Raw genomic sequence first — 22,208 nt, forward strand, 5'->3', positions numbered from 1 at the left:
AAACGTTTATGCAAATGACCTTTCGCTGGTATGGGGACAATGATCCTGTTACCTTACAAAATATTCGCCAGATTCCCGGTATGACTGGAATTGTATCCGCTATTTACGATATCCCGGTCGGAGAAGCCTGGACTTACGATAAAATTATTGAGCTTAAAAAGAAGGTTGAAGAGAGCGGGTTACATTTAAGTGTAATAGAGAGCGTCCCAGTGCATGAGGACATAAAGCTTGGACTTCCATCAAGAGACCGGTATATAGAAAACTACAAAACGACGATTCGGAATTTATCCAGGGCTGGAATAAAAATTGTTTGCTATAACTTTATGCCTGTCTTTGACTGGACACGCTCATCCCTTGATTACGAATTGCCGGACGGTTCGACGGCCTTAATCTATGAGGAAGAGAAAGTGAAGCAGATGAATCCTATAAACGGAGATTTAAAGCTTCCGGGCTGGGATACAAGCTATGAACCGGAGCAATTAAAAAGTCTTATGAACCACTATCAAAATGTATCTGAAGAGAAATTGTGGACGAACCTGTCATATTTTATTAAAGAAATCATCCCCGTTGCAGAGGAAGAAGACGTTAAAATGGCCATTCATCCGGATGATCCGCCATGGTCCATCTTCGGATTGCCGAGAATCATTAACAGTAAAGAGAACTTAGACAGATTCGTTAATCTATACGATAGCCCATACAACGGACTTTGTTTATGCAGCGGTTCGCTTGGGGCAAATCCCGAGCATGATTTCCCTGAATTTGTCCGCTATTTTGGCAGGAAAGGAAAAATCAATTTCGTTCATTTAAGAAATATAAAATGGACCGGTGAAAAATCCTTTCAGGAATCTGCCCATCTTTCAACGGATGGATCATTAGATATGTACGAAATTGTACGCGCCTTAAGAGAAGTTGATTTTTCAGGACCAGCTAGACCGGATCATGGCAGAATGATTTGGGGAGAAACGGGGAAACCAGGTTATGGATTGTATGACCGTGCTCTTGGTGCAACCTATTTAAATGGCTTGTGGGAAGCGGCAACAAAGGACAAAAACAGACAAGCGGAAAAGGGGAATAAATATGAAAATTCCTTTTCAGATTAATTTAGATGGAAAGGTCGCTGTTGTTACTGGCGGAAGCGGTGTTCTATGCAGTCAATTTGCCAAAGCACTTGCTGCATGCGGAGCAAAAGTGGCTGTCATCAGCAGGCGGCAGGAATCAGTAGAACGTGTTGCGGAAGAAATCCGTGCAGAAGGCGGGACGGCTATAGCTCTATCTGCTGACGTGCTTGATAAAACAAGCCTTGAGCAGGCAAAAGCAGTAGTGAATGAAAAGCTTGGACCATGCAGCATTCTGATAAATGGCGCAGGCGGCAATCATCCTAAAGGAAATACAGATAAAGAATACTACTTCAATGAGGACTTGAACAACTCTGAAATCAATACGTTTTTTGATTTGGATTCAGAAGGAGTCCGTTCCGTCTTTGATTTGAACTTTCTCGGAACCCTGCAGACGACTCAGGTATTTGGCAGAGATATGATTGAAGGGGATGTCATCATTAATGTTTCTTCAATGAATGCTTACACTCCATTGACAAAAATCCCTGCCTACAGCGGGGCTAAAGCGGCCGTCAGCAACTTTACTCAATGGCTGGCAGTCCATATGTCAAAGGAAGGTATAAGAGTCAATGCCATTGCACCGGGCTTTTTCTTAACAGAGCAAAATCGAAATTTACTAACGAATAGCGACGGCAGCTACACCGATCGGGCGAAAAAAATTCTTAACCAGACACCGCTCGAGAGATTTGGAGATCCTGAGGATCTAAATGGCACGCTGCTCTGGCTTGTGAGCAATGAAGCATCCAGGTTTGTGACTGGAACCGTGATTCCGGTGGATGGAGGATTTTCGGCTTATTCGGGAGTTTGATAGAAGCTGCTTTTTCGTTAGGCGGTTAGGTTCCAAGGTGCATAAAAGTTAAATAGAAAAACCACATCATTTAACGACTGATGTGGTTTTTTGTTGAAAGGAATATTCTTGAATAGGGTTATTTACATTATTAAATCTTCTAATATATCGTTTTTAACATGGAACATCCCTCAAGATTCAGACTGTTTTTGTCTTCTCATCCATTGTGTTGCAACCCATTTTTCTCCAGCTGTAACAGGGGCTCCACCATGTAAAGTTAATTCATTTACGTTTTTATCGTTATAGAAATATTCGAAATACACCGCCATCCCTTTTTGTGGGGATACAGAAAAATTCAGTTTAGGAAAAAAAGTTTCTCCCCCATGCTCTACATCATTTAAGTACATGACCAGTGTGCTGATTCTATTATTTTTTATTCCTTTATTTGTAGATGTGAAAAAATCAAAATGAGGTTTATACTCTTGACCAGGGCTATATTTAAGAATTTGAATGCCATCCCCATGTTCAGTGGGTATGTTCATTAAAGCTGATATCCTTTTTTCAATTTTAGTAATGGTGTCATTTTCATTTTCTTGAAAAAACATGCTGCTGCTTGTTCTTATCTGATTTATTTCATGTGTAACTCCAATTTTAGAACGGTTCATTTTGTCTTTTGACAATCTAATAAGTTCATCACATTCTTCGTCACTCAAAACATTTCCTAAAATGACGATTAACGGTTCTTCTAATCTGGCAATTATGTTAATCTCTCTATCTTCTGCTATGATTTTATTTCCAATGTGATTAAAAATAGTTAATTCTTTACTATCAATTGTCAACTTTCCTCGGCCCCTTAAGAGATTTAATCTTCAAGTTTAATGTTTTTGTAAGCGGTTTTCTATCATAATTATACCATGAACCTCCTGCTATAAACTGTGCTAACAGCTAATAGGTGCATTAATTTTAAAAGGCTGTTTTCGCATAGATTGTTGTTTTTGATTATTAATGCTGTCCGTTCCTTTCCGCTACAGGAACTTGCTTTCCGCGGGGAGCGTGGAAGCCTCCTCGGCGAGCCTGCGGGGTCTTCCATTTCACTCTATTTTCCCGCAGGAGTCAAGTTTATCCGCCACAATCCACTAAGGTTTACAACATTTAGTCTCAAAGCAACAAAGTTTACGAAAGGAGTCTAAAATAAAAAAGGAGCCTGCTCAATAATAGGGCGCTTTTCTAGAACAAAGTTTAACGGGATATATATAGAAAAAAAGGGAGGAAGAAAATGAACCTGCACATTCACATACCCACTGCTTCAAATTTAGAAAGCGATCCAACTTTTCCTATTCCGGAAGAATATAATTATTGGCCTCCATTAGCTGCACATTATCTAAAACAATCCGGGCTGATTGAAATTCATTGCTGGAATTCTGAAAGGCAAGTAATCGATGAGTTGAAAGAATTAGGAGCTTTTAAAGTGGAAGCTGAAGAGAATATGACGATATTCAAAGGTGATATGTCAGATGAAGCTGCCGATTTTCTGTTGAATCGTTTTCAAGATGGTGAAGGGAAGTTTAAATGGTTTTCTGTCTTTGCCGATCATTTTTCAAGCGAACATTGGGCAACTGAATTCATTATTGAGGTAGCTGATGAAAAGGAGATCGCAAGAATTTCTTCCGTTACCCCGGCTGAAACACAAATACATCAGTTCTGATAAGGGAAAACGGTCAGGAGAGACTGTTTTTCCTTATTTATTTGATTCCCGATGCTTCCATCGCTTAACTTGCTGCTTATCATCGTTGGACCCTCTAAATAAGAGATCTTTAATAGATAAAATCCCCTTTCTCAATCCAAATCCAAAATTCTGATACCATAAATGAAATTTCCTAACTTATCTTTGCGGTCAGGTTTTCTTACAATGAAGACAGATAGAGAACATCATGAAATTGGGGTGGTGAAGAAATGGAAGCGAAGATTGTACAGGCAGAGGAGCAAGTGATCGCGGCCCGTACACGCAAAGAGAAAATGCAGCGCAATTGGAGAAGAATGAATTCACAGAAGTATTTGCAGATCATGGCGCTGCTTGGTATGGTCTGGATGTTTATTTTCAACTATGTGCCGATGTACGGGCTGATTATTGCGTTTAAAGAATTTAGTATTATCAGCACGATCAGGGAGGCGCCTTGGGTCGGCTTGATGCAGTTCAAGGAATTTCTGCAGGATGAGAATTTTATCACGGTTCTCAAAAATACCCTTGGGATCAGCTTGATCAAGCTCATCATCGGGTTTCCGCTGCCGATTATTTTTGCTCTTTTGCTGAATGAGCTGACATCACTAAAGTTCAAAAAGACGGTGCAGACGATTACGTATTTGCCTCATTTTCTTTCTTGGGTTGTTTTAGGAGGAATCCTGACAACGTGGCTTTCAGATATTGGCATTATAAATGAAATTTTATTAAATCTTGGCGTGATTGATAAACGCATCAGCTTTCTTGCTGAACCGCAGTACTTCTGGGGAATTGTGATTATCTCAGATATTTGGAAGGAAATCGGCTGGTCGGCGATTATTTATCTCGCAGCGATTGCCGGAGTATCAACAGAACTTTACGAATCATCAACGATTGACGGAGCGAATCGCTTTCAGAAAATGTGGCACGTGACACTGCCTTCCATTCGTCCAACGATCACGATTTTATTCATTCTTGCAGTCAGCGGTGTGCTGAATTCCAACTTTGATCAAATTCTTGTGCTGCGTAATGCTTTAAATGAAAGCGCTAGCAACGTAATTGATATTTATGTCTATCAAATGGGTGTGCAGAATGCAAGATACTCTTATGCAACTGCAGTTGGTTTGTTAAAAGCGATTATTGCATTTATCCTGCTGTTTGCTGCAAATAAAATTACGAAAAAATTAGATGGCACATCTTTATTTTAAGGAGGCGAAAGAAACGTGCTGAAACTGTTCAAACTGAATCGCAGAACAAAAAGTGAATACATTTTTGACAATATCAATGTTGTCGTCATGTTTATCATCTGTGCGATTACGCTTTATCCCATTTGGTATGTGATCGTCAACTCCTTAAATGAAGGTGCCGATGCCATGAATGGCGGAATCTACTTCTGGCCGCGCGAGTTTACCCTGCAAAATTATGAAGCGGTATTCGCGAATTCAGGTATTTTGACTTCCTTTGGAGTAACGATTGCCAAAACCGTCATTGGAACGATTACTCATGTCTTTTTCACAGCAATGGTCGCTTATGCGATTTCACGCAGAGATTTATATGGCAGAAAGCTGTACATGATGATCGGCATCATCACGATGTTTTTCAGCGGAGGATTGATTCCTTACTTCCTCTTAATCAGAGACCTTGGCTTGTTTGATAACTTTCTTGTGTATATCATTCCAACAATGTTTAACTTTTTCCATCTGATTATCTTTGTCTCCTTTTTCCGGGAGCTGCCGCCATCGCTTGAAGAGGCAGCAAAGATTGATGGAGCGAATGATTTCGCTATTTTCATTAAGATAATTGTTCCATTATCAATGCCTGTTATTGCGACAATCGCTTTATTTCAGGGAGTGTATCAATGGAATGACTACTTTGCAGGGGTCATTTTCGTCAACAATCCAGATCTGCAGCCGATTCAGACTTATCTTTATAAAGTAGTCGCAGAATCAAGCTCCAATCAGATGATGATGAACGCACCGGGAAGCATTACGACGAAAACCGTCACATCCCAGTCTATAAAACTCGCAACAATGGTTATTACAACGCTGCCAATCGTGCTTGTATATCCATTCCTGCAGAAGTATTTTGTCAAAGGTATGTTAATCGGCTCTGTAAAAGGCTGATGCATAGAGAAAGAAAGTCTATTATAATCAAGTACTAGAGAGGGGTTTACTATGAAAAAGTTAAAAAGCTTTTCGATTTTCCTTATTTCGATCCTCCTTATTTCCATGCTCGCGGCATGCAATAATGAAACCGCTTCCTCAGATGAGAAAGAAAACAAGAAGCCTGTTTCTGCGGATGAACCTGCCTGGAAAGCAGATACTTCACCAATCACATTTGACTGGTACATGAACTTTTCGTGGTTCGCTTCCAAATGGGGAGAAGACGCTGTTTCCAAATATGTAACAGATAAAACAGGTGTTTCAATCAACTATATTTCTCCAGCAGGAAATGAAGCAGAGAAAATGAATACAATGATTGCATCAGGCAAGCTTCCTGACTTTATCACGCTTGGCTGGTGGGAAGATGCTGTGAAGAAAATGCAAGAAGGCGAGCTTGTTCTTCCATTAAATGAGCTGGCAGAAGAATATGATCCATACTTCTTTAAAGTGGCAGACAATGCAAAGCTTGAATGGTATAAGCAGGAAAATGGAAATGTGTATGGTTATCCAAATGCTTCCTCTTCACCTAAAGACTTTGAAAAATACAAAGATTTAAAGCCTTCTAATCAAACATTTTTAGTAAGAAAAGATATGTATGAAGCATTAGGAAGCCCGGATATGAGCACGCCTGAAGGATTTGTTTCCACTCTTAAAGCAGCTCAGGAAAAATTCCCTGAAGTAAATGGCGCTCCACTGATTCCAATCGGATTTAATGAGTTTACCGACGTTGGAAACGGATCACTTGAAGGATATCTTCAAAACTTCCTTGCGATTCCAATGGAGAAAGACGGAAAGCTGTATGACCGTACAGAAGAACCTGAATACGTAAAATGGCTTAAAACGTTCAGAGAAGCAAATGAAGAAGGACTTCTGGCAAAAGATATTTTCGTAGACAAACGTCCGCAAATGGAAGAAAAAATTGCACAGGGCCGTTATTTCGCGATGCTGTATCAGCGCAGTGACATGGCTGCACAGCAGCAGGCTCTTTTTGCAAAAGATCCAAATTCCGTATACATTGCTGTTGATGGTCCTGCGAACTCTGCTGGAGATCAGCCAACACTTGCAGGAGACAGCATTTCAGGATGGACAGTAACATTGATTTCTAAAGATGTAAAAGATAAAGACCGTGCGATTGCATTCTTAAGCTACTTGATCAGTGAAGAAGGACAAAAAGATTTCTTCTTTGGAGAAAAAGGCGTAACGTATGAAGAAAAAGACGGAAAACCTGAATTTAAACCTGAAGTGTTAAAGCTTCTAAGCTCAGATCGCACAGCCTTTGATCAGCAGTACGGAGCATCATACAAGCACTGGATGCTGATGGATACAAACATGAGTCTTCCATGGAACCCGCCAACGGCTGAACCGTTTAAGCAAATGGAAGATTGGACAAAAGGAAAAACAAAGAGCTTTGCAGAATTTGATGGCTTGAATCCAACAGGCACATCTTCTGAAGCGATTTCCAGCACGAAAATCAGCCAGGAATGGGGAAAAACGCTTCCTAAGCTCCTGCTTGCCAAATCCGATAAGGAATTTGACAAGATTATGAAGGGGTACTTAGAAAAACGCGAAGACCTTGGCTATGAAAAAGTGCAGAAATACCAAGAGAAAATGTACAAAGAAAATAAGAAAAAGCTAAGTGCTGGAGAATAAGAAATAAGAAAAGGGCTGCTTCCGGCAGCCTTTTTCTTCTAAAATGCCATTTCGGGGCCATTGGGGGATCCTGTATATCTATTTTACAGGTTAAGAAAGCGCGTGAATCGTCCCCTGAAATCCTGTTTATCGATTTTAAAGGGTAAGAAAGCGCGTGAATCGTCCCTTGAAATCCTGTTTATCGATTTAACGGGGTACGAAAGCGCCCGAATCGTACCGTTGCGCTTCGATGGCGAGCGAAATCGCCTAACTCCTCGGCCAGAGCGGATCCGCCAGTTAAGGCAAAAAGCGCCTTTCCAGGCGGATTCTTATCTATTATGCCTAGGCTAAACGGGTGCCTGCGCTTTTCTTATTATATTGGACCTGCCACAGTACAGCCGTATGGTTTATACTGAAATGACTACTTACAGACAGCAGGTGCGGACATGTTTTCTTTTAATAAAATTAAAACCTCTATATATGAGTATTTCCTCAGACTCTCTTTGCAAAAAAAATTCATAGCATTATATATTTTTATTATTATGATTCCCGTCATCACCTTCACGCTCATTTACACAAGGCAAGTCGATGACAGTGCCATCAAGGATATTACCAATAAAAATGAATACCTGCTTGAAATTGAGAAGGTTCATATTGAAAATAACATCGAATCCATGCGGCGGACGGCACAGATGGTTGTATCTGACAATGAGTTTATCGATTTTGTCAAAACTAGAGATGAAACGAATGTGAATGATTTGCTGAATTTTAAAATGAATGCGTTCTCAAATGTCTCCCGTCTCCAAGTGAATAACCCGACGATTGAAAACATTCATCTTTATACGAATAATCCTTACGTGAACGAAATGTGGCCAATTCTCTTCAGTGAAGACAGAATCAAAGGCAAGCCATGGAAACAGGAGACGATTGCCAGAAACGGCATGGAGTTCTGGTGGTTTGAACAGCAGGGTTATGATATTTTGGGACGCTATCCGTACCGTGCAAACGCTAAAATTTCCGTGCTGAGGGAGCTTGATTATCCTAAGGATGAACATCTGGGCATCATCGAAATCAGCATGCTGCAGAAAAACTTTTTCCCGAAAATGTTCAGTACCGTTGATTCGGTCGATTCTTCGATCGTAGTTGTCGACAAAAACAATAACTACATCATCAACCCGGAAAACAGCTTTCTCAAAAACAATCAGATTGATATGAAAAGCCTGACCAAACAATTTGAGAACAAGAAGAAAAAAGGGACTTTTTCCTTTCAGTATATGAACAAAGAAACCCCGATTTTAGTCGGAGCGATCTATTTGGAAGGCATTGATTCTTATATGCTGAACATTGTTTCTCTGGAAACGATTTTTGCAGAGACGGAGAGCACCAGGGACCTTGTGCTTGGCGGCATTATTTTTCTTGTGCTGATCCTTTCTTATCTCACTTATCGGATCATCTCTTATCTGCTGAAAGAAATGTATAAGCTGATGAATACGATGAAAGAGGCGGAAAGCGGTGATTTTGGGGTAAAAGTTGACGTGGATGGCTACAGTGAAATTGGTCAGCTTGCCTATCATTTTAAAAGCATGCTGTCTAAAATCAACCGCTTAATTGCAGATGCAGTCAACAAAAACGCCGTGACAAAAGAAGCCGAGCTCAGAGCACTAAAAACGCAAATCGATTCTCATTTTCTTTTTAACACCCTTGAAAATATCAAAATGATGGCTGAAATCAAGGGAGATTACGAAACGTCTGATGCTGTCACTTCCCTTGGGTCGATGATGCGATACAATCTCAGATGGAAAAATGACTTTGTTCTTTTGCAGGAAGAGCTATCGCATATTAAAAACTATGTTGACATTATGAATTTGCGGCTTGAAGGCCGTTTGACGCTTATAATTAATGTTCCGGATGAGCTGATGGCGACCGAAGTGCTCAAAATGTCGCTGCAGCCGATTGTTGAAAATGCGGTCAAGCATGGGCTGACCCCTGTTCTGTATGAAAAACAGGGAGAGATTAGGCTTCATGCGTACCGGAATGAAACGGATATTGTGATTGAAATTACCGATAATGGCATTGGCATGACGGCTGAAGACGCTCTGAACCTGAATGAAAAAATCAGTTCCGGTTTGGATGCCGAATCGAGTAGAGGAACGGGAATCGGATTAGTTAATGTGTACGAGAGAATGCAGCTCCATTATGGAGAAGAATACGGACTTGAGGTACAGAGCAAAGAAGGCGAATACACGAAAGTGGCCTTTCATGTGCCAAGTTTCATTGCAAAGGAGGAGAATCTTGTTGTACAAGCTCTTAATCGCTGACGATGAAAGCAATATCAGGCGCGGAATCCAAGCCATGATCGAGCGGGAGTTTTCAGGAGAAATCGAAACTCTTCTTGCAGGAGAAGGATTGGAAGCATCTGAACGATTAAATAATGAAAAGATTGATATTTTAGTAACGGATATCAAAATGCCGCGCATGAATGGAGTGGAGCTGATTCAATCCCTTCAGGAAAAGGATCAGATCCCCGTTCTCATTATTTTGAGCGGCTATGATGATTTTGAATATACGAAAGCTGCAATCAAATGCAGGGTGAAAGATTATTTGCTGAAGCCTGTTAATCGGCATGAGCTTTTTCAAACGATCCGCAGCACACTCGATGATTTTAAGAAAACAGAGACGATCACACAGCGTGAACTTGAAGAGGTGCAAAGCAGCCAGCTGCAATACATCCTGCTGAATCCGTTGATTACGGAAGAACAAATAAAAGAAATATGCGGGAAAATCCAGCTCGACCTTTCTTCTGAAAGCTATTATACCGGGGTGATTGACAGTAAAAATGGAATCGAAAACGTTAAAAAACATCTGGAAAAAAGCGGTATGAAGTCTTATTGCTTTTTGGATCAAAAAGAGCGGGCCGTCATTCTTTCAGAAGACAAAAACATCTTCCCGTTTTTAAAAGAACAGCTAGGCTCCGTTTCGATCGGGTTCAGTGAGGGGAAAACCGGCTTCAGGCACTTAAAGGCCTCATATCTGGAAGCGGCTGAAGCGGTGAAATATGGATTTCTCTATCCAAGAAACCAGCTGATTGATTATAACGATATTCAATTCAGAGAAGAAAATGTGCTGCCTCCGATCGAGGAAATCAAAAAAATAAAGAACATGCTTGGCACTGTTCGGGAGCAGGAAATCAAATCTCTCCTCTTAAAGATATTGGATTATGAAAAAATAACGACTTATTCAATCAGCTACCTTGAAGAAGTCAACAGAGAAATGAACAGGCTGATCTTTGACAGTTTCTTTGCAAGATTTGGAGAGGAATCTGCGGAAACGTTTAAACTCATTTCAAAAACGGGGTGTCTTTACAGCTTCCGTGATTTTTATCACTACCTGCACGAAACACAGAATTTGCTCATGAGACTGCACGAATATATGAAACAAACAAAATCCATCTCTTCTGAGCAAAACCACCTGGAGCAGGCCATGCAGTTTATTCAGGAGAACTATTATAAAGATTTAAACCTTGCTGTCGTATCCAATCACATTTCTCTGAACTACTCTTATTTCAGCCATGTTTTTAAAGAGAGTACAGGCCAAAACTTTGTTGATTATTTGAAACAAATCCGTATCCTTAACAGCAAAAAATGGCTGCGTGAATCAGATCTGAAAGTATTTGAAATCAGCGAAAAGGTCGGCTACAAAAACCCTAAACAATTTGCGCGCGTGTTTCGTGAAATAGAAGGGATTTCGCCTAAGGAGTTTAGGGAGCAGGTCCGCGAGGCTGGGAGTGGAATGGAAAATAGCAAGTAAATGATTCATTTTAGAAAGTAATTTTGCTGAATCGGACAGTAAATAAAGAAATTGGAAAGTAAATCGAATCGATCGGACAGTTAATTAAGAAAATGGAAAGTATGAACAAAAAAATCTTGAAGGATTCTCTTTTCTAAAAAAAAAGGCTATTTTCGTAAAAAATGTTGCTAAGAGATTAAATGTTAAAAGCCTTAAGTGGATTGTAGCGGAAGGAACTTGACTCCTGCGGGAAATAGAGCAAATTGGGAGACCCACAGGCAACGCCGAGGAGGCTCCCATGCTCCCCGCGGAAAGCAAGTTCCTGGAGCGGAAAGGAACGGACAACATTTACTATAAAAAAACAATCTATGCGAAAACAGCCTAAAAAAATCACCTAAAACGTTCAGGAGGAAATCTATGATTACCTATCCTATCTTAAAAAATGATGCAACAATCGGAGTAACCGCACCTTCATCGGGAGTACCATCTGAACTACACGATATTCTTACCCAAGCCTGCACCCGCATGGAATCGAAAGGCTATAAAGTGATCAGCGGAGAAACAGCCTGGACGCAGGAAAAAGCAAAATCAGCTCCTATTAAAACAAGGGCTGAAGAATTTAACCGCATGATGCAGGACGATGAAATCGATCTGATCATCCCTCCGTGGGGAGGCGAGCTTTTGATCGAAATGCTTGAATATGTAAACTATGAATCAATCAAGCAGAAATGGATTCTTGGCTATTCGGATATTAGTGTGTTATTACTTGCTATTACATTAAAGACAGGAATGGCGACAGCTCATGGAACGAATCTTGTGGATTTAAGAGGCGAGAAATCTGATCCAACTACAGCAATGTGGGAAAACGTTCTGAAGACAAAAAGCGGGGAATCAACTCTTCAATCCTCCTCAAGCCATTACCAAAAAGAGTGGCAGCACAACAATCCGACTCCGCACATTTTTCATTTAACTCAAGCTGCAGAATGGAAGGCGGTGTCCAATCGGTCTGAAAAAGCAGAAGGCAGGCTGCTCGGAGGATGCATCGATGTGATCAGACATCTGGCCGGAACACCGTTTGGGGATGTCAAAACGTTCAGAGAACAGCATATCCCGAACGAACCTATTCTTTGGTACTTCGAGAACTGCGAGCTTTCAACAGCCGATTTGCGCAGATCCCTTGTTCAGCTGAAACTGGCAGGATGGTTTGAAAACTGCTCAGGCATTATGTTCGGAAGAAGTGCGGCAAATCATCCAGTCGATGATTATACAGTGCTCGATGTATACAAAGATTTGAATGAGGAACTGAACATTCCGGTCATTTATGACATCGATTGCGGTCATCAGCCTCCGCAAATCACGTTGATTAACGGGGCTTATGCGGAAGTAACGGTGGAGAATGGGAAGGGAACGGTTCTTCAGAGTTTTAGAGAATAGATGAGAGAAGAACATTAAATCGGCTGTTCTTATTATTGTGAACGAATTAGGAAGGTTTATAAGAATAATAAAAAGAGCATCATCTCGGCATGATGCTCTTTCCTGTGTCAATAAATATCTTTGATCCCCGCAAGCCTGATTGAGAAAATATTCTTGTTCTCGTCTTCCAGAGAAAGCGTCTGATCGCTCAGGTCCAGGTTATGGACGCGGCCCTTTAATGTTTGAATCGCACCGTCGATGTAGTAGTTCACCGTTACTAATTTGTTTCGTCTCAATGCTTTTAAGATCATGATGATTTCTCCTTTCACATGTTGTTATATTTAAAGTTAATTAGTCTCTAAAAATTGGGTTTCTGTGAGTATATTCCTATTATACTACAAGATTGTGAAAGCGATTACATAAAGTTTGAACACTTTGTGAAAAAAAACACATTGATAGTTAATAAGATAGGATTGATACATTGATTGTAGAATGATACCTTTAGTTATAAGAAAAATCGGAATTGGGCTTTTCTTTAATTCAGTCAGTGGAAATGGGGATATAACATGGGAAAAGGCTTAGAAGGAAAACGGATTGTCATCGCAGGTTCACGCAAAACAGATGAAATCAGCACGCTAATTGAAAAGCAGGGCGGAATTCCGTTCGTGCGTTCTCTGCAGGGAACCGTCTTTTTGGCAGAGGAACAGGTTGAACCCGATCTGAGAAATTTTATTCAAGAGGGTGCCGATTGGGTTATCTTTACAACGGGTATAGGAACGGAAACGCTTTTAAATCTTGCCCGGAAACTTGGGGAAGAAGAAGCTTATTTGAAAAGAATTCATCAGGCGAAAATCGCATCCAGAGGGTACAAAACGTTTGCTGCTCTCAAAAAGCTTGATTTAGCACCCGCTGCAAAAGATGATGACGGGACGACAAGAGGGCTTGTGCGCGCATTAGAAAACGAGGATTTGAACGGTAAGAAGGTCATGGTTCAGCTGCACGGAGAAACCGCTCCAGCGCTGATCAAATTTCTTAAAGATAAAGGCGCTTCTGTTCTGCAGGTTTTGCCTTATCAGCATATATCTCCCGATGAGAAGGCAGTCAGCCTGCTTTGTGAAGAAATGCAGAACCGTCAAGTAGATGCTGTTTGTTTTACAGCCGCAATACAGGTGCGCGAATTTTTTACCTATGTGAAAAAAAATGAGTGCCTGCAGGAAATTCTTCATGCATTTAATACTGATGTACTGCCTGTTGCAGTTGGAAAAATTACGGCAGAAGCTTTAACGGAAGAAGGCGTCCGAAATCCACTTGCACCTGATCTTGAGAGAATGGGTGCTATGATTATTGAGCTTGCAAAGTATTACGAAGAAGCAAAAATAAAATAAAGGATGATGCATCATGCCAAAATGGCTGAACAACACATTTTATGTTCTGGTCTTAATTCTCAGCATCGGTTGCGTTTCGAACGGTTTTGAGTGGAAAAAATAACAGAGGAAGTTCTTGACATAAAGACATTTACTCCGCATAATATATAAAAATCAATGAACGTTGAAGAGGGACTAGTATGCGGGTCTTTATGTGACAGAGAGCGGGGTTTATCAGCTGGAAGACCCTGCCGCAGCAAAGCCGCAGAACCTGCCCTCAGAGTCCTATGTCAAAAACATAGGCGCCATCAACCTGGCGTTATCAGGCAAAGCGGGATGCTGCGTGCATCCAACTAAGGTGGTACCACGGAAAAGCCAAGCCCTTTTCGTCCTTTCTATAAGGATGAGAAGGGCTTTTTTGTGTTTATCGTTTAAATCGGTTCGGCTAAATGATTCCTGTTTTCCGCTAATAAATCGTCAAAATCGGCTGGAAAAAAGCAAGTTTTTGCAAATAAATGATCCGCTCTCGAAAATAGAAATTGCATGTAACAAGTATTCATTTAAATTAGGAGGTCCAATCCCATGAAAAAACGAATTGTCGTCAAAATCGGCAGCAGCTCCTTAACAAACCGCAAAGGAGAAATTGATCAGGAGAAGTTTACGGATCATATCGCTGCAATCGCTGCCTTAAGAAAAGAAGGCCATGAAGTGCTTCTCGTCTCATCGGGAGCAGTAGCTGCAGGCTTCAGAAAACTGGGCTATCCGGCAAGACCTGTTACGCTAAAAGGAAAGCAGGCAGCAGCTGCGGTAGGTCAAAGTCTCCTGATTCAATCATACATGGAGCAGCTTGGCAGTTATGGCATTAATCCTGCACAAATTCTCCTCACCCGGAACGATTTCTCAAAAAAGGAACGCTATAAAAATGCCTATGCTACCATTCGCGAGCTTCTGGACCGCGGCATTCTGCCGATCATCAATGAAAACGACACTGTCTCAGTTGAAGAATTAACGTTTGGCGACAATGACATGCTTTCAGCTCTTGTCAGCGGTCTTGTACAAGCAGATCAGCTGATCATTTTAACGGATATTAACGGATTGTATGACTCCAATCCGCGTGAAAATCCAGAAGCCAAAAAATACGAACAGCTTCAGGAAATCACAGATGAAATGATGCAGGGAGCTGAGGGTGCTGGATCACTCGTTGGAACAGGCGGCATGAAATCGAAGCTCATTGCTTCAAAAACGGCGCTGACTTTAGGCGTGAAAATTTTTATCGGAGTAGGAATTGGAGCAGGAAAATTCATTGAAATTCTTGAAGGAAAAGGCGATGGAACTTACATAGGCGGAGACAGCCGCTCCTTCATCAACAGCAGCAAGCAATGGATCGCTCTGCATTCTCTCGTCAGAGGAACAATCTTTGTTGATCAAGGCGCCGAGCTTGCATTGACCGCAAACGGCAGAAGTCTTTTGCCGGCGGGCATTTACGACATTACCGGAACATTTGAAGCAGGTGACGTAGTAGAAGTTTTCGGAACAAACGGTCTGCTTGGAAAAGGAGAAGTGCTCTATTCATCAGAAAGCCTGAAACAAGTAATGGGGAAACGAAGCCACGAATTAACAGACGAAATCATCTCTATTGAAGTGATTCACCGCGACCGCTGGGTCAAAGCCTGAAACGGAGGGGAAAAACATGAGTGAAGTGCTAAGAAAAGGCAAGGCAGCCAAAGCTGTAAGCTATCAATTAATCGAAAAAACGACGGAAGAGAAAAACACCGCATTAGAAAAAATTGCCCAGCAATTAGAAATGGAACAAGCCTATCTCATCGCAGAAAATCAAAAGGATCTCCAGTTTGGAAAAGCAAATGGCGTATCAGACTCTATCCTGGACCGCATGCTGCTGAATAAAAAGCGCATTGAAGACATGGCACATGCCATCCGTCTCTTGATCGAACTCCAAGACCCAATTGGCGAGACCCTTGAAACGATCGAAAAAGAAAACGGACTTCATATCCAGAAAAAGCGTGTTCCGCTTGGAGTGATCGGCATGATTTACGAAGCGAGGCCAAACGTCACCATTGATGCCGCAACTCTATCCTTAAAAACAGGAAATGCCGTCATTTTAAGAGGGAGTTCATCCTCCATCCATTCAAATAAAGCGCTGGTAGCTGTCATCCATCGCGCTCTCGAACAAACCGGCATTCCGCAGGATGCTGTTCAGCTAATTGAAGACACCAGACGCGAAACGGCGAAAGAGCTTTTCACTCTCAATGAATACCTGGATGTATTAATCCCCCGCGGCGGAAAAAAATTAATCGATACAGTCGTTAAAGAATCAACTGTTCCGGTCCTTGAAACAGGCGCTGGCAACTGTCATATTTACATCGATGAATCAGCAGATCCGCTCATGGCTGAACGAATTGTTCTAAATGGAAAAACACAGCGCCCATCAGTGTGCAACGCGATTGAAACGATATTGATCCATGAAAATTGGCTTCAAGAAAGCGGAGAAACTCTATTAAAGCAGCTTCATGAGCACTCTGTTGAAATCTTTGGAGATGAGCAAATCCGGTCTCTTTTTTCAAAAGCAAAACCAGCCGCTGAAGAAGACTGGGGCACGGAATACTTGGCGCTTACCGTAAGCATCAAAGCAGTAAAGAGTGTGGGAGAAGCCATTCAGCATATCAATCAATACGGAACGAAACACTCCGAGTCCATCATTACAAAAGACGCTGCAAACGCAGCTCAGTTTCAAACACGGGTAGATGCTGCAGCAGTTTATCATAATGCGTCAACGCGATTTACAGATGGCTTTGAGTTCGGATATGGAGCAGAGATCGGCATCAGCACGCAAAAATTGCATGCAAGGGGACCGATGGGGCTGCCTGCTCTTACATCAAGCAAACACTTTATATATGGAAATGGACAGATCAGGGAATAGCTAACCATATCAAGTCAAAAGGAGCTGGGAATAGTGAACACATCAATCAAATGGAACGGAAAAATGAGTTTCTCCGGAACAACGCCATCAGGCCATGAAGTGAAAATGGATGCAGCAGAAGACTTTGGCGGAGAAAATACAGGCGCAAGACCGACGGAGCTGCTATTGAATGCAGTTGCAGGCTGTACAGGGATTGACATCATTTCCATCCTGCAAAAAATGAGGCTGAGTCCTGTCTCTTTTCACATGGAAGTAAGCGGAACACGTGCTGAAGATCATCCAAAACGCTTCACCGCGATCCATATTCAGTACGTATTGGAAGGAGATCTGCCTGAAGACAAGGTAATCAGAGCCATTCATCTGTCGAAGGACAAATATTGTTCGGTTTCACAATCGCTCAATGCGGAGATATCTGCAGGGTATTCCATTAATGGTGTAAACGGGGAACAGAAAATATAACGAGAAAGAGATGATCAGGGGCTGCCATTATTGGCGGCTTTTTGTTTTAAATGATTGTTTTCGTTCGTTTAACATCGTCATTTATATTTCAAAATAGATGTGTATCCGTTTCGGGGCTATTCATTTATTCATATCCTATTAATACTAGGGAGGAGATGAATAAATGGCGTCTAAAGATGAATTGATTTGTCAGAAGTTTGCTGAAATTATCGGAGGACAAGAAGGATTTGCGGGCGGGAAATGCGTGGCAACGATCAGTCGGGACGAAATAAAAGCAAGCATCTTAGGAAAACGTTTTAGAGTAACCTCTTCCTTCTCATTTGAATCAAGGGATAAGAAGACTGGACTAGCATTGTGCTTAGGCAGGGTGGCACTCTTGCAAAATGAAGTTGAAAATTTTGCTGCTTCCATTCTTAAAAAAGGCATAATCGTTTCGTCCATACACAATGAGTGGCTTTTTGATCATCCGAATTTGATTTACGTTAATATCGAAGCTGTAGCTGATCCATTAGTTTTTGCAAAGAGTGTCAGAAAAGCATTAAGAAACTAACGGATTTCTCTCTATTGGTAAACTTGAGCTGTCATAAAGGCAGCTTTTTTCCTTGATCCATTAAATAATGAATGATAAATAATAACCATTTAAAAATGGTCAACCAGAATAAACGGATTGACCTTTTAATACGAACCGGGGGTGTTAAGCTAATTCCAATTTTATTTCCAGGGTTTATTCATGCGTTTGCACCATTCAACCGAACCCGTTACTTATTGGATCGGCTCTCTTTTTCATGAATTAAAATCGTTCCCCTGTCATGGTGGACATGAAATTAGAAAAGAATAGACGATAATCCAGATCAAATGCGATCCGGTGTTTTTTCTCTGTTTCACCGAATGTCGTATAGGGTCTAATATCGGCAATACTGTGGCCTCTCTCCATTCCGTCTTTTGCCTGGACGATATAGACAGGCAGTGATTTATATGTCAGCATTTCAGGATGAAGCGGAGCCATGATGGTTAAGGCGTCGTGAACGGGACTTCCGGGTGCAGCAGGATTTCTTTTTTTGTAAAAAGCATAATAGTAGTCAAGCAGAGGCTTTAAAATCTTTACTTTCCCAATGCCTGCAATGTAGTCGACCATTTCCTGATTGACAATGGCACGCTCGGTTACATTCAAGGGGATGATTGTCAAATTCCGTGCGTGAGTCACAACCACTTTGGCTGCAACAGGATCTGCATGGAAATTGGCTTCCGAAACAGGAGTAACATTTCCAGGCACCCAAAAAGCTCCGCCCATTACGTAAAAAGCTTTTACGCTGTTCATTAAGGATTTGTAGTGAATAAACATGGTTGCGAGCGATGTAAGCCTTCCGATGCTGACAATGGTCAGGTCATTTCCGTGAGCTTCGATCACCTTTGCGATTTCCAAAAAATTTTCTCCCTCACCCGAATACTCCTGCTCTGGAACGATGGGACCCAGCCCATACTCTCCGTGGATTTCTGGATAATAGGTAGGATTTTCGCCTGTCATTGGAAGCTCTGCCCCTTCAAAAATGGGGATTTGATCAGATTGGTTAAATAAACCGTGCAAATATTGGACGCTTGCCATCGCATTTTCCCTGGAAATATTTCCGTAATCAGCTACAACTCCCACAATCTCAATTTCATCATGTAAAGCTCCGTAGATTAGGGCAACAATGTCATCAATGCCGATATCTCCAAATAACAGAATCTTTATTGCCATGGAAAAGCCTCCTCATGTTTCTGTCCATCCTGGTAACATAGTTGCTTTAGCCATTCAGTGAAAAATCGGGTTCTGGATTTTTTACACTCCTTATGCTGTCTAAAATAGCCCTATATCTTCAAATTTGAAGAAAAGAGCACGAACGAGAACTTGATCCGTGTGAATTATCTATACGCAAAGCAATAATCAATGCGAACACAGCCTTATATAAAGAAAACTTTTCCTTATCTGTATCCACCTTGATTATCTAAAATGACTCTTTTCATGAAGTTGTGGAAAATCACTTCCAATTACCTAATTGCGACTGACTTATTGTAATAAGAGCAATGGCGGGGGAGTCTCTAGAACGATAGGTGAGTTCGGTTCAGAGGTAAAAAACAATAAAATCGGATTAAATAAACACACCATTTCACTTGAAAATGGTGTGCTTTTCTCGTTGAATGATTAAAGGCAGAATCTTGGATATTTATGATAAAATGGTAATATCAGTTAAAAAAGCAGGATTATTGAGTAACGATATGAAATTTTTTTAGATAAAACAATTATGTTGATTTTTCAGTAAATTAAAAAGAACTGCATTTGAAGTGATCCCTAAAAGGTAGACACATTATTTCGTTAGGCTGCTAGGCAAAAGTTGAAGAACGAAAAATAAAAAATAGATGGGAAGAAAGCCAAAATGAATCCTATTAATGACATAATTATGAAGATTTCGTCTGTATTTTCACAGTTAGAAGAAGTGGAAGGTGTTGTACTCTCTGGCTCTCTTTCAACAAATACCCAAGATGAACATTCTGATATAGATTTGTATATTTATAGTGATCAAGAAATCCCTTCCAGCACTCGCAAAAAATTGTTAGAACCGTTTTCGGATTATATGGAGATTAATAACCAGTATTGGGAAACAGAAGATGATGGAATGCTAAATGAACCCAATATTGGAATAGAAATTATATATAGAAATTTTGCTTGGATTGAAAATGAACTTATGAAAACGGTAGTGAATTTCCAGGCTCAGGTCGGTTACACTACATGCTTTTGGAGTAATTATTTAAATTCCAAAATACTATATGATCAAAATGGTCAATTAAAAAAACTGCAGGATAAAATTAACGTAGCCTTTCCAAAAGAATTAAAAGAAAATATCCTTAACAAAAATTACCCTTTATTACGTGACAGTGTTACATCCTACTATTGGCAAATCGAGAAAGCTCTAAAAAGAAAAGACTACATAAGTGTCAATCATAGGGTTGCTGCATTGCTTGCAAGTTACTTCGATATCATATTTGCGATTAACGAGGTGCCACACCCTGGAGAAAAGAAGTTAATTAAGATCGCACAAAAAACATGCAACTATCTCCCAGATAAGATGGAAGAAAACATAAACATGATTCTTAGCAACAATACCCTAACACTATTATCTGACATAAATGATTTGGTTGACAATTTAGATGATTTGTTAAAAAGTAATAACTTATAACCATATCTAGCTGAAGTTCCAGTCCATAAATAATCATACAAAGAAAACAACCTGGCTGTTAAAACCGAGTCTCGATTGAGTTTAAAGCCAGTTAATAGCAGCTTCCTAGTTATTCCATTATCGGGCAGTTTAATGGAATAACTAATATTAGAAATTTTACACATATAGTCGGTAAGGAATGAGAGAAATGGATAAAAAAGAATTTGATGCAATTATTAAACAACCACCAAATATTAGGTATGATTATTTTATTAAAAAGGTTGTAGATTATGAAGAAGTCTGGGGCTTGTACAATGATGGTTGGGCAACTGCCAAGGACGAAGAAGACAATTTACTGATTCCATTCTTTCCAAAAAAGGTATTTGCAGAAAACTGTGCTGAAAAAGAGTGGGCAGCATATGAAGCTAAGCTTCTTGGATTAGATGAATTTATAGAGAAGTGGCTTACAGGTATGAAAAAAGATGGAATTAAACCATCAATTTTCCCTACAGAAGTTAATACAGCTGTTGTAAGTATAGATGTAATCATTAAAGATTTAGAAACAGAACTTGAAAATTATTAAATTAAAAGGGGCTTTTGTTGCACACTGCGATTGCTTTCTGACATCTAAAAAGACGAATAAATAGGAGAAAGTATGAAAATGAGCAAAAGTAGCTACAGGAGATTTTTTAGAGGTATATTCAGGGAAATAAGAAGTGATTTATTATTTGAATTGATATGGAACATCATAACTCTTATTCCAAGAATGATATTTCGATTAATTAAAAGCATATTCTAACTACTATTCAACAATCAGGGCGATTGCTTAACAAAGTGTCGCCTCTTCTTATTAAGGTACAGGGAGTTTAATGGAGCAATCTCCCTTGCATGTTCAGTCTTAGTTTTGGAAGGAGGTTAAGATTTGATGAAAAACTCTAAAACGTATGCTTTAGCAATAGTAATAACATTTACTGCGATCACATCCAGTATTCCTTCCGTTTTGCCCGTCCTTGAAAAACAGCATAATTCTTTAATGCATGTAGGTACCATTGCATGTGTAATTCCTCCTCTCTCAGTTTATATATGATGACAACTTAATTAGTATATCACCTTCAGATTCTCAATTTGAACATTATTTTTGAACACAAAAACATCGAAATCCATTCATGGCATTTCGATGTTTTTCTTTATTTATTCAGGATACTCTCTTCAAGCACCGCTGATTTATCCCCATACACCTTCGTAATATGTCCTTCTCCCCAGGCACAGAGTGAATCCAGAATTGTCTGCAGGCTCCAGCCGTATTCACTGAGTTCGTATTCAACTTTTGGAGGTATCTGCTGATGGACGATCCGGTTAATCACGCCATCATCTTCAAGCTCCCGCAATTGCTGAGTCAGCATTTTTTGTGTGATGTTTGGCATCAGGCGCTTCAGTTCGTTTGTGCGTTTTTTACCGTGAGTCAAATGGCAAAGAATGACGCATTTCCACTTGCCGCCAATGATCTCAAGTGTTGCTTCAACAGGGATATTATACTTCTTTTGCATAGAACTCCTCCTATTTGACAGGCACCAAAAAGTGCCTACAGCACTTTAAAGTACGTACTTTTCATTATATCCGATATGTTTCATAATAACATTTGCC

The 22,208-nt window shown here is 40.4% G+C and carries 20 protein-coding genes and 1 other annotated feature; of the genes, 16 read left to right on the forward strand and 4 right to left on the reverse strand.

Features of this window, described 5'->3' with window-relative positions; translation table 11 throughout:
• Positions 1–8 precede the first annotated feature (8 nt).
• Both uxuA and GJU41_RS03210 read left to right on the forward strand, forming a co-directional pair.
• Positions 9–1,100 carry a mannonate dehydratase gene (gene uxuA / locus GJU41_RS03205; RefSeq protein WP_154317990.1) on the forward strand — a complete coding sequence of 364 codons (1,092 nt, stop codon included), beginning with the start codon at positions 9–11 and terminating at the stop codon, positions 1,098–1,100.
• Positions 1,078–1,923 carry an SDR family oxidoreductase gene (locus GJU41_RS03210; protein WP_070875110.1) on the forward strand — a complete coding sequence of 282 codons (846 nt, stop codon included), beginning with the start codon at positions 1,078–1,080 and terminating at the stop codon, positions 1,921–1,923. The genes uxuA and GJU41_RS03210 overlap by 23 nt, the downstream gene beginning before the upstream one ends.
• Positions 1,924–2,093: 170 nt before the next feature.
• Here GJU41_RS03210 and GJU41_RS03215 read toward each other — a convergent pair whose 3' ends face one another.
• On the reverse strand, positions 2,094–2,741 hold the full coding sequence (locus tag GJU41_RS03215) for a 2OG-Fe(II) oxygenase (protein ID WP_154317991.1): 648 nt from the start codon (positions 2,739–2,741) through the stop codon (positions 2,094–2,096).
• A gap of 437 nt (positions 2,742–3,178) precedes the next feature.
• On the opposite strand from GJU41_RS03215, the gene GJU41_RS03220 reads away from it, so the two are divergent.
• The 7 genes from GJU41_RS03220 to GJU41_RS03250 all read left to right on the forward strand — a co-directional run bounded on the left by GJU41_RS03220 (position 3,179) and on the right by GJU41_RS03250 (position 12,630).
• The gene (locus GJU41_RS03220; protein ID WP_070876908.1) at positions 3,179–3,607 is read left to right on the forward strand and encodes a hypothetical protein; all 429 of its coding nucleotides are present in this window, start codon (positions 3,179–3,181) and stop codon (positions 3,605–3,607) included.
• A 311-nt stretch (positions 3,608–3,918) separates the two neighbouring features.
• Positions 3,919–4,827, forward strand: coding sequence for an ABC transporter permease (locus GJU41_RS03225; RefSeq protein ID WP_224771379.1), 909 nt, complete (start codon positions 3,919–3,921; stop codon positions 4,825–4,827).
• A gap of 24 nt (positions 4,828–4,851) precedes the next feature.
• The gene (locus tag GJU41_RS03230; protein WP_133312255.1) at positions 4,852–5,742 is read left to right on the forward strand and encodes a carbohydrate ABC transporter permease; all 891 of its coding nucleotides are present in this window, start codon (positions 4,852–4,854) and stop codon (positions 5,740–5,742) included.
• A gap of 51 nt (positions 5,743–5,793) precedes the next feature.
• The gene (locus tag GJU41_RS03235) at positions 5,794–7,431 is read left to right on the forward strand and encodes a type 2 periplasmic-binding domain-containing protein (RefSeq protein ID WP_154317993.1); all 1,638 of its coding nucleotides are present in this window, start codon (positions 5,794–5,796) and stop codon (positions 7,429–7,431) included.
• 425 nt (positions 7,432–7,856) lie between these two features.
• Positions 7,857–9,728, forward strand: a complete 1,872-nt coding sequence (locus GJU41_RS03240; protein WP_154317994.1) for a sensor histidine kinase — start codon at positions 7,857–7,859, stop codon at positions 9,726–9,728.
• Entirely contained in the window at positions 9,703–11,217 is a 1,515-nt protein-coding gene (locus tag GJU41_RS03245; protein ID WP_170292703.1) for a response regulator, read from the forward strand. The genes GJU41_RS03240 and GJU41_RS03245 overlap by 26 nt, the downstream gene beginning before the upstream one ends.
• A gap of 396 nt (positions 11,218–11,613) precedes the next feature.
• Positions 11,614–12,630: a S66 family peptidase gene (locus GJU41_RS03250; protein ID WP_154317996.1), complete on the forward strand. Its 1,017-nt coding sequence runs from the start codon at positions 11,614–11,616 to the stop codon at positions 12,628–12,630.
• A gap of 107 nt (positions 12,631–12,737) precedes the next feature.
• Here GJU41_RS03250 and GJU41_RS03255 read toward each other — a convergent pair whose 3' ends face one another.
• Positions 12,738–12,920, reverse strand: coding sequence for a YolD-like family protein (locus tag GJU41_RS03255; protein ID WP_154317997.1), 183 nt, complete (start codon positions 12,918–12,920; stop codon positions 12,738–12,740).
• A 255-nt stretch (positions 12,921–13,175) separates the two neighbouring features.
• Here GJU41_RS03255 and GJU41_RS03260 point away from each other — a divergent pair, with 255 nt between their 5' ends.
• The 5 genes from GJU41_RS03260 (at position 13,176) to GJU41_RS03280 (ending at position 17,920) form a co-directional block, all read left to right on the forward strand.
• Positions 13,176–13,994 carry a uroporphyrinogen-III synthase gene (locus tag GJU41_RS03260; RefSeq protein WP_154317998.1) on the forward strand — a complete coding sequence of 273 codons (819 nt, stop codon included), beginning with the start codon at positions 13,176–13,178 and terminating at the stop codon, positions 13,992–13,994.
• 154 nt (positions 13,995–14,148) lie between these two features.
• Positions 14,149–14,370: a binding site (T-box leader), on the forward strand.
• A 185-nt stretch (positions 14,371–14,555) separates the two neighbouring features.
• Positions 14,556–15,647 carry a glutamate 5-kinase gene (proB, locus tag GJU41_RS03265; RefSeq protein WP_070876899.1) on the forward strand — a complete coding sequence of 364 codons (1,092 nt, stop codon included), beginning with the start codon at positions 14,556–14,558 and terminating at the stop codon, positions 15,645–15,647.
• 16 nt (positions 15,648–15,663) lie between these two features.
• Entirely contained in the window at positions 15,664–16,911 is a 1,248-nt protein-coding gene (locus GJU41_RS03270; RefSeq protein ID WP_154317999.1) for a glutamate-5-semialdehyde dehydrogenase, read from the forward strand.
• A 63-nt stretch (positions 16,912–16,974) separates the two neighbouring features.
• Positions 16,975–17,370 carry an OsmC family protein gene (locus GJU41_RS03275; RefSeq protein ID WP_154318309.1) on the forward strand — a complete coding sequence of 132 codons (396 nt, stop codon included), beginning with the start codon at positions 16,975–16,977 and terminating at the stop codon, positions 17,368–17,370.
• 163 nt (positions 17,371–17,533) lie between these two features.
• Entirely contained in the window at positions 17,534–17,920 is a 387-nt protein-coding gene (locus GJU41_RS03280; RefSeq protein ID WP_154318000.1) for a DUF1259 domain-containing protein, read from the forward strand.
• A 240-nt stretch (positions 17,921–18,160) separates the two neighbouring features.
• Here GJU41_RS03280 and GJU41_RS03285 read toward each other — a convergent pair whose 3' ends face one another.
• On the reverse strand, positions 18,161–19,108 hold the full coding sequence (locus GJU41_RS03285; protein WP_154318001.1) for a nucleoside hydrolase: 948 nt from the start codon (positions 19,106–19,108) through the stop codon (positions 18,161–18,163).
• A 676-nt stretch (positions 19,109–19,784) separates the two neighbouring features.
• Between GJU41_RS03285 and GJU41_RS03290 the strand changes: the two genes are divergently transcribed.
• Together GJU41_RS03290 and GJU41_RS03295 are read left to right on the forward strand one after the other, a co-directional pair.
• Complete coding sequence (locus GJU41_RS03290; protein ID WP_070876895.1) at positions 19,785–20,585, forward strand: nucleotidyltransferase domain-containing protein; 801 nt, start codon at positions 19,785–19,787, stop codon at positions 20,583–20,585.
• Positions 20,586–20,772: 187 nt separating this feature from the next.
• A complete protein-coding gene (locus GJU41_RS03295) occupies positions 20,773–21,147 on the forward strand; it encodes a DUF2750 domain-containing protein (protein ID WP_070876894.1) in 375 nt (124 codons plus the stop codon).
• 604 nt (positions 21,148–21,751) lie between these two features.
• Here the strand turns inward: GJU41_RS03295 and GJU41_RS03305 are convergent.
• Positions 21,752–22,111: a winged helix-turn-helix transcriptional regulator gene (locus GJU41_RS03305; RefSeq protein ID WP_070876893.1), complete on the reverse strand. Its 360-nt coding sequence runs from the start codon at positions 22,109–22,111 to the stop codon at positions 21,752–21,754.
• Positions 22,112–22,208 lie beyond the last annotated feature (97 nt).

This window comes from Metabacillus idriensis, assembly GCF_009674765.1.
GTDB lineage: Bacteria > Bacillota > Bacilli > Bacillales > Bacillaceae > Bacillus_P > Bacillus_P idriensis.

What these genes read in the sequence shown, in the direction of transcription:
- GJU41_RS03275 (WP_154318309.1), top strand. Translation starts at nt 16,975, where the DNA reads ATGAGTTTCTCCGGAACAACGCCATCAGGCCATGAAGTGAAAATGGAT.
- GJU41_RS03250 (WP_154317996.1), top strand. Translation starts at nt 11,614, where the DNA reads ATGATTACCTATCCTATCTTAAAAAATGATGCAACAATCGGAGTAACC.
- GJU41_RS03305 (WP_070876893.1), bottom strand. Translation starts at nt 22,111, where the DNA reads ATGCAAAAGAAGTATAATATCCCTGTTGAAGCAACACTTGAGATCATT.
- GJU41_RS03235 (WP_154317993.1), top strand. Translation starts at nt 5,794, where the DNA reads ATGAAAAAGTTAAAAAGCTTTTCGATTTTCCTTATTTCGATCCTCCTT.
- GJU41_RS03260 (WP_154317998.1), top strand. Translation starts at nt 13,176, where the DNA reads ATGGGAAAAGGCTTAGAAGGAAAACGGATTGTCATCGCAGGTTCACGC.
- GJU41_RS03220 (WP_070876908.1), top strand. Translation starts at nt 3,179, where the DNA reads ATGAACCTGCACATTCACATACCCACTGCTTCAAATTTAGAAAGCGAT.
- GJU41_RS03225 (WP_224771379.1), top strand. Translation starts at nt 3,919, where the DNA reads ATGCAGCGCAATTGGAGAAGAATGAATTCACAGAAGTATTTGCAGATC.
- uxuA (WP_154317990.1), top strand. Translation starts at nt 9, where the DNA reads ATGCAAATGACCTTTCGCTGGTATGGGGACAATGATCCTGTTACCTTA.
- GJU41_RS03210 (WP_070875110.1), top strand. Translation starts at nt 1,078, where the DNA reads ATGAAAATTCCTTTTCAGATTAATTTAGATGGAAAGGTCGCTGTTGTT.
- GJU41_RS03240 (WP_154317994.1), top strand. Translation starts at nt 7,857, where the DNA reads ATGTTTTCTTTTAATAAAATTAAAACCTCTATATATGAGTATTTCCTC.
- proB (WP_070876899.1), top strand. Translation starts at nt 14,556, where the DNA reads ATGAAAAAACGAATTGTCGTCAAAATCGGCAGCAGCTCCTTAACAAAC.
- GJU41_RS03280 (WP_154318000.1), top strand. Translation starts at nt 17,534, where the DNA reads ATGGCGTCTAAAGATGAATTGATTTGTCAGAAGTTTGCTGAAATTATC.
- GJU41_RS03255 (WP_154317997.1), bottom strand. Translation starts at nt 12,920, where the DNA reads ATGATCTTAAAAGCATTGAGACGAAACAAATTAGTAACGGTGAACTAC.
- GJU41_RS03295 (WP_070876894.1), top strand. Translation starts at nt 20,773, where the DNA reads ATGGATAAAAAAGAATTTGATGCAATTATTAAACAACCACCAAATATT.
- GJU41_RS03285 (WP_154318001.1), bottom strand. Translation starts at nt 19,108, where the DNA reads ATGGCAATAAAGATTCTGTTATTTGGAGATATCGGCATTGATGACATT.
- GJU41_RS03290 (WP_070876895.1), top strand. Translation starts at nt 19,785, where the DNA reads ATGAATCCTATTAATGACATAATTATGAAGATTTCGTCTGTATTTTCA.
- GJU41_RS03270 (WP_154317999.1), top strand. Translation starts at nt 15,664, where the DNA reads ATGAGTGAAGTGCTAAGAAAAGGCAAGGCAGCCAAAGCTGTAAGCTAT.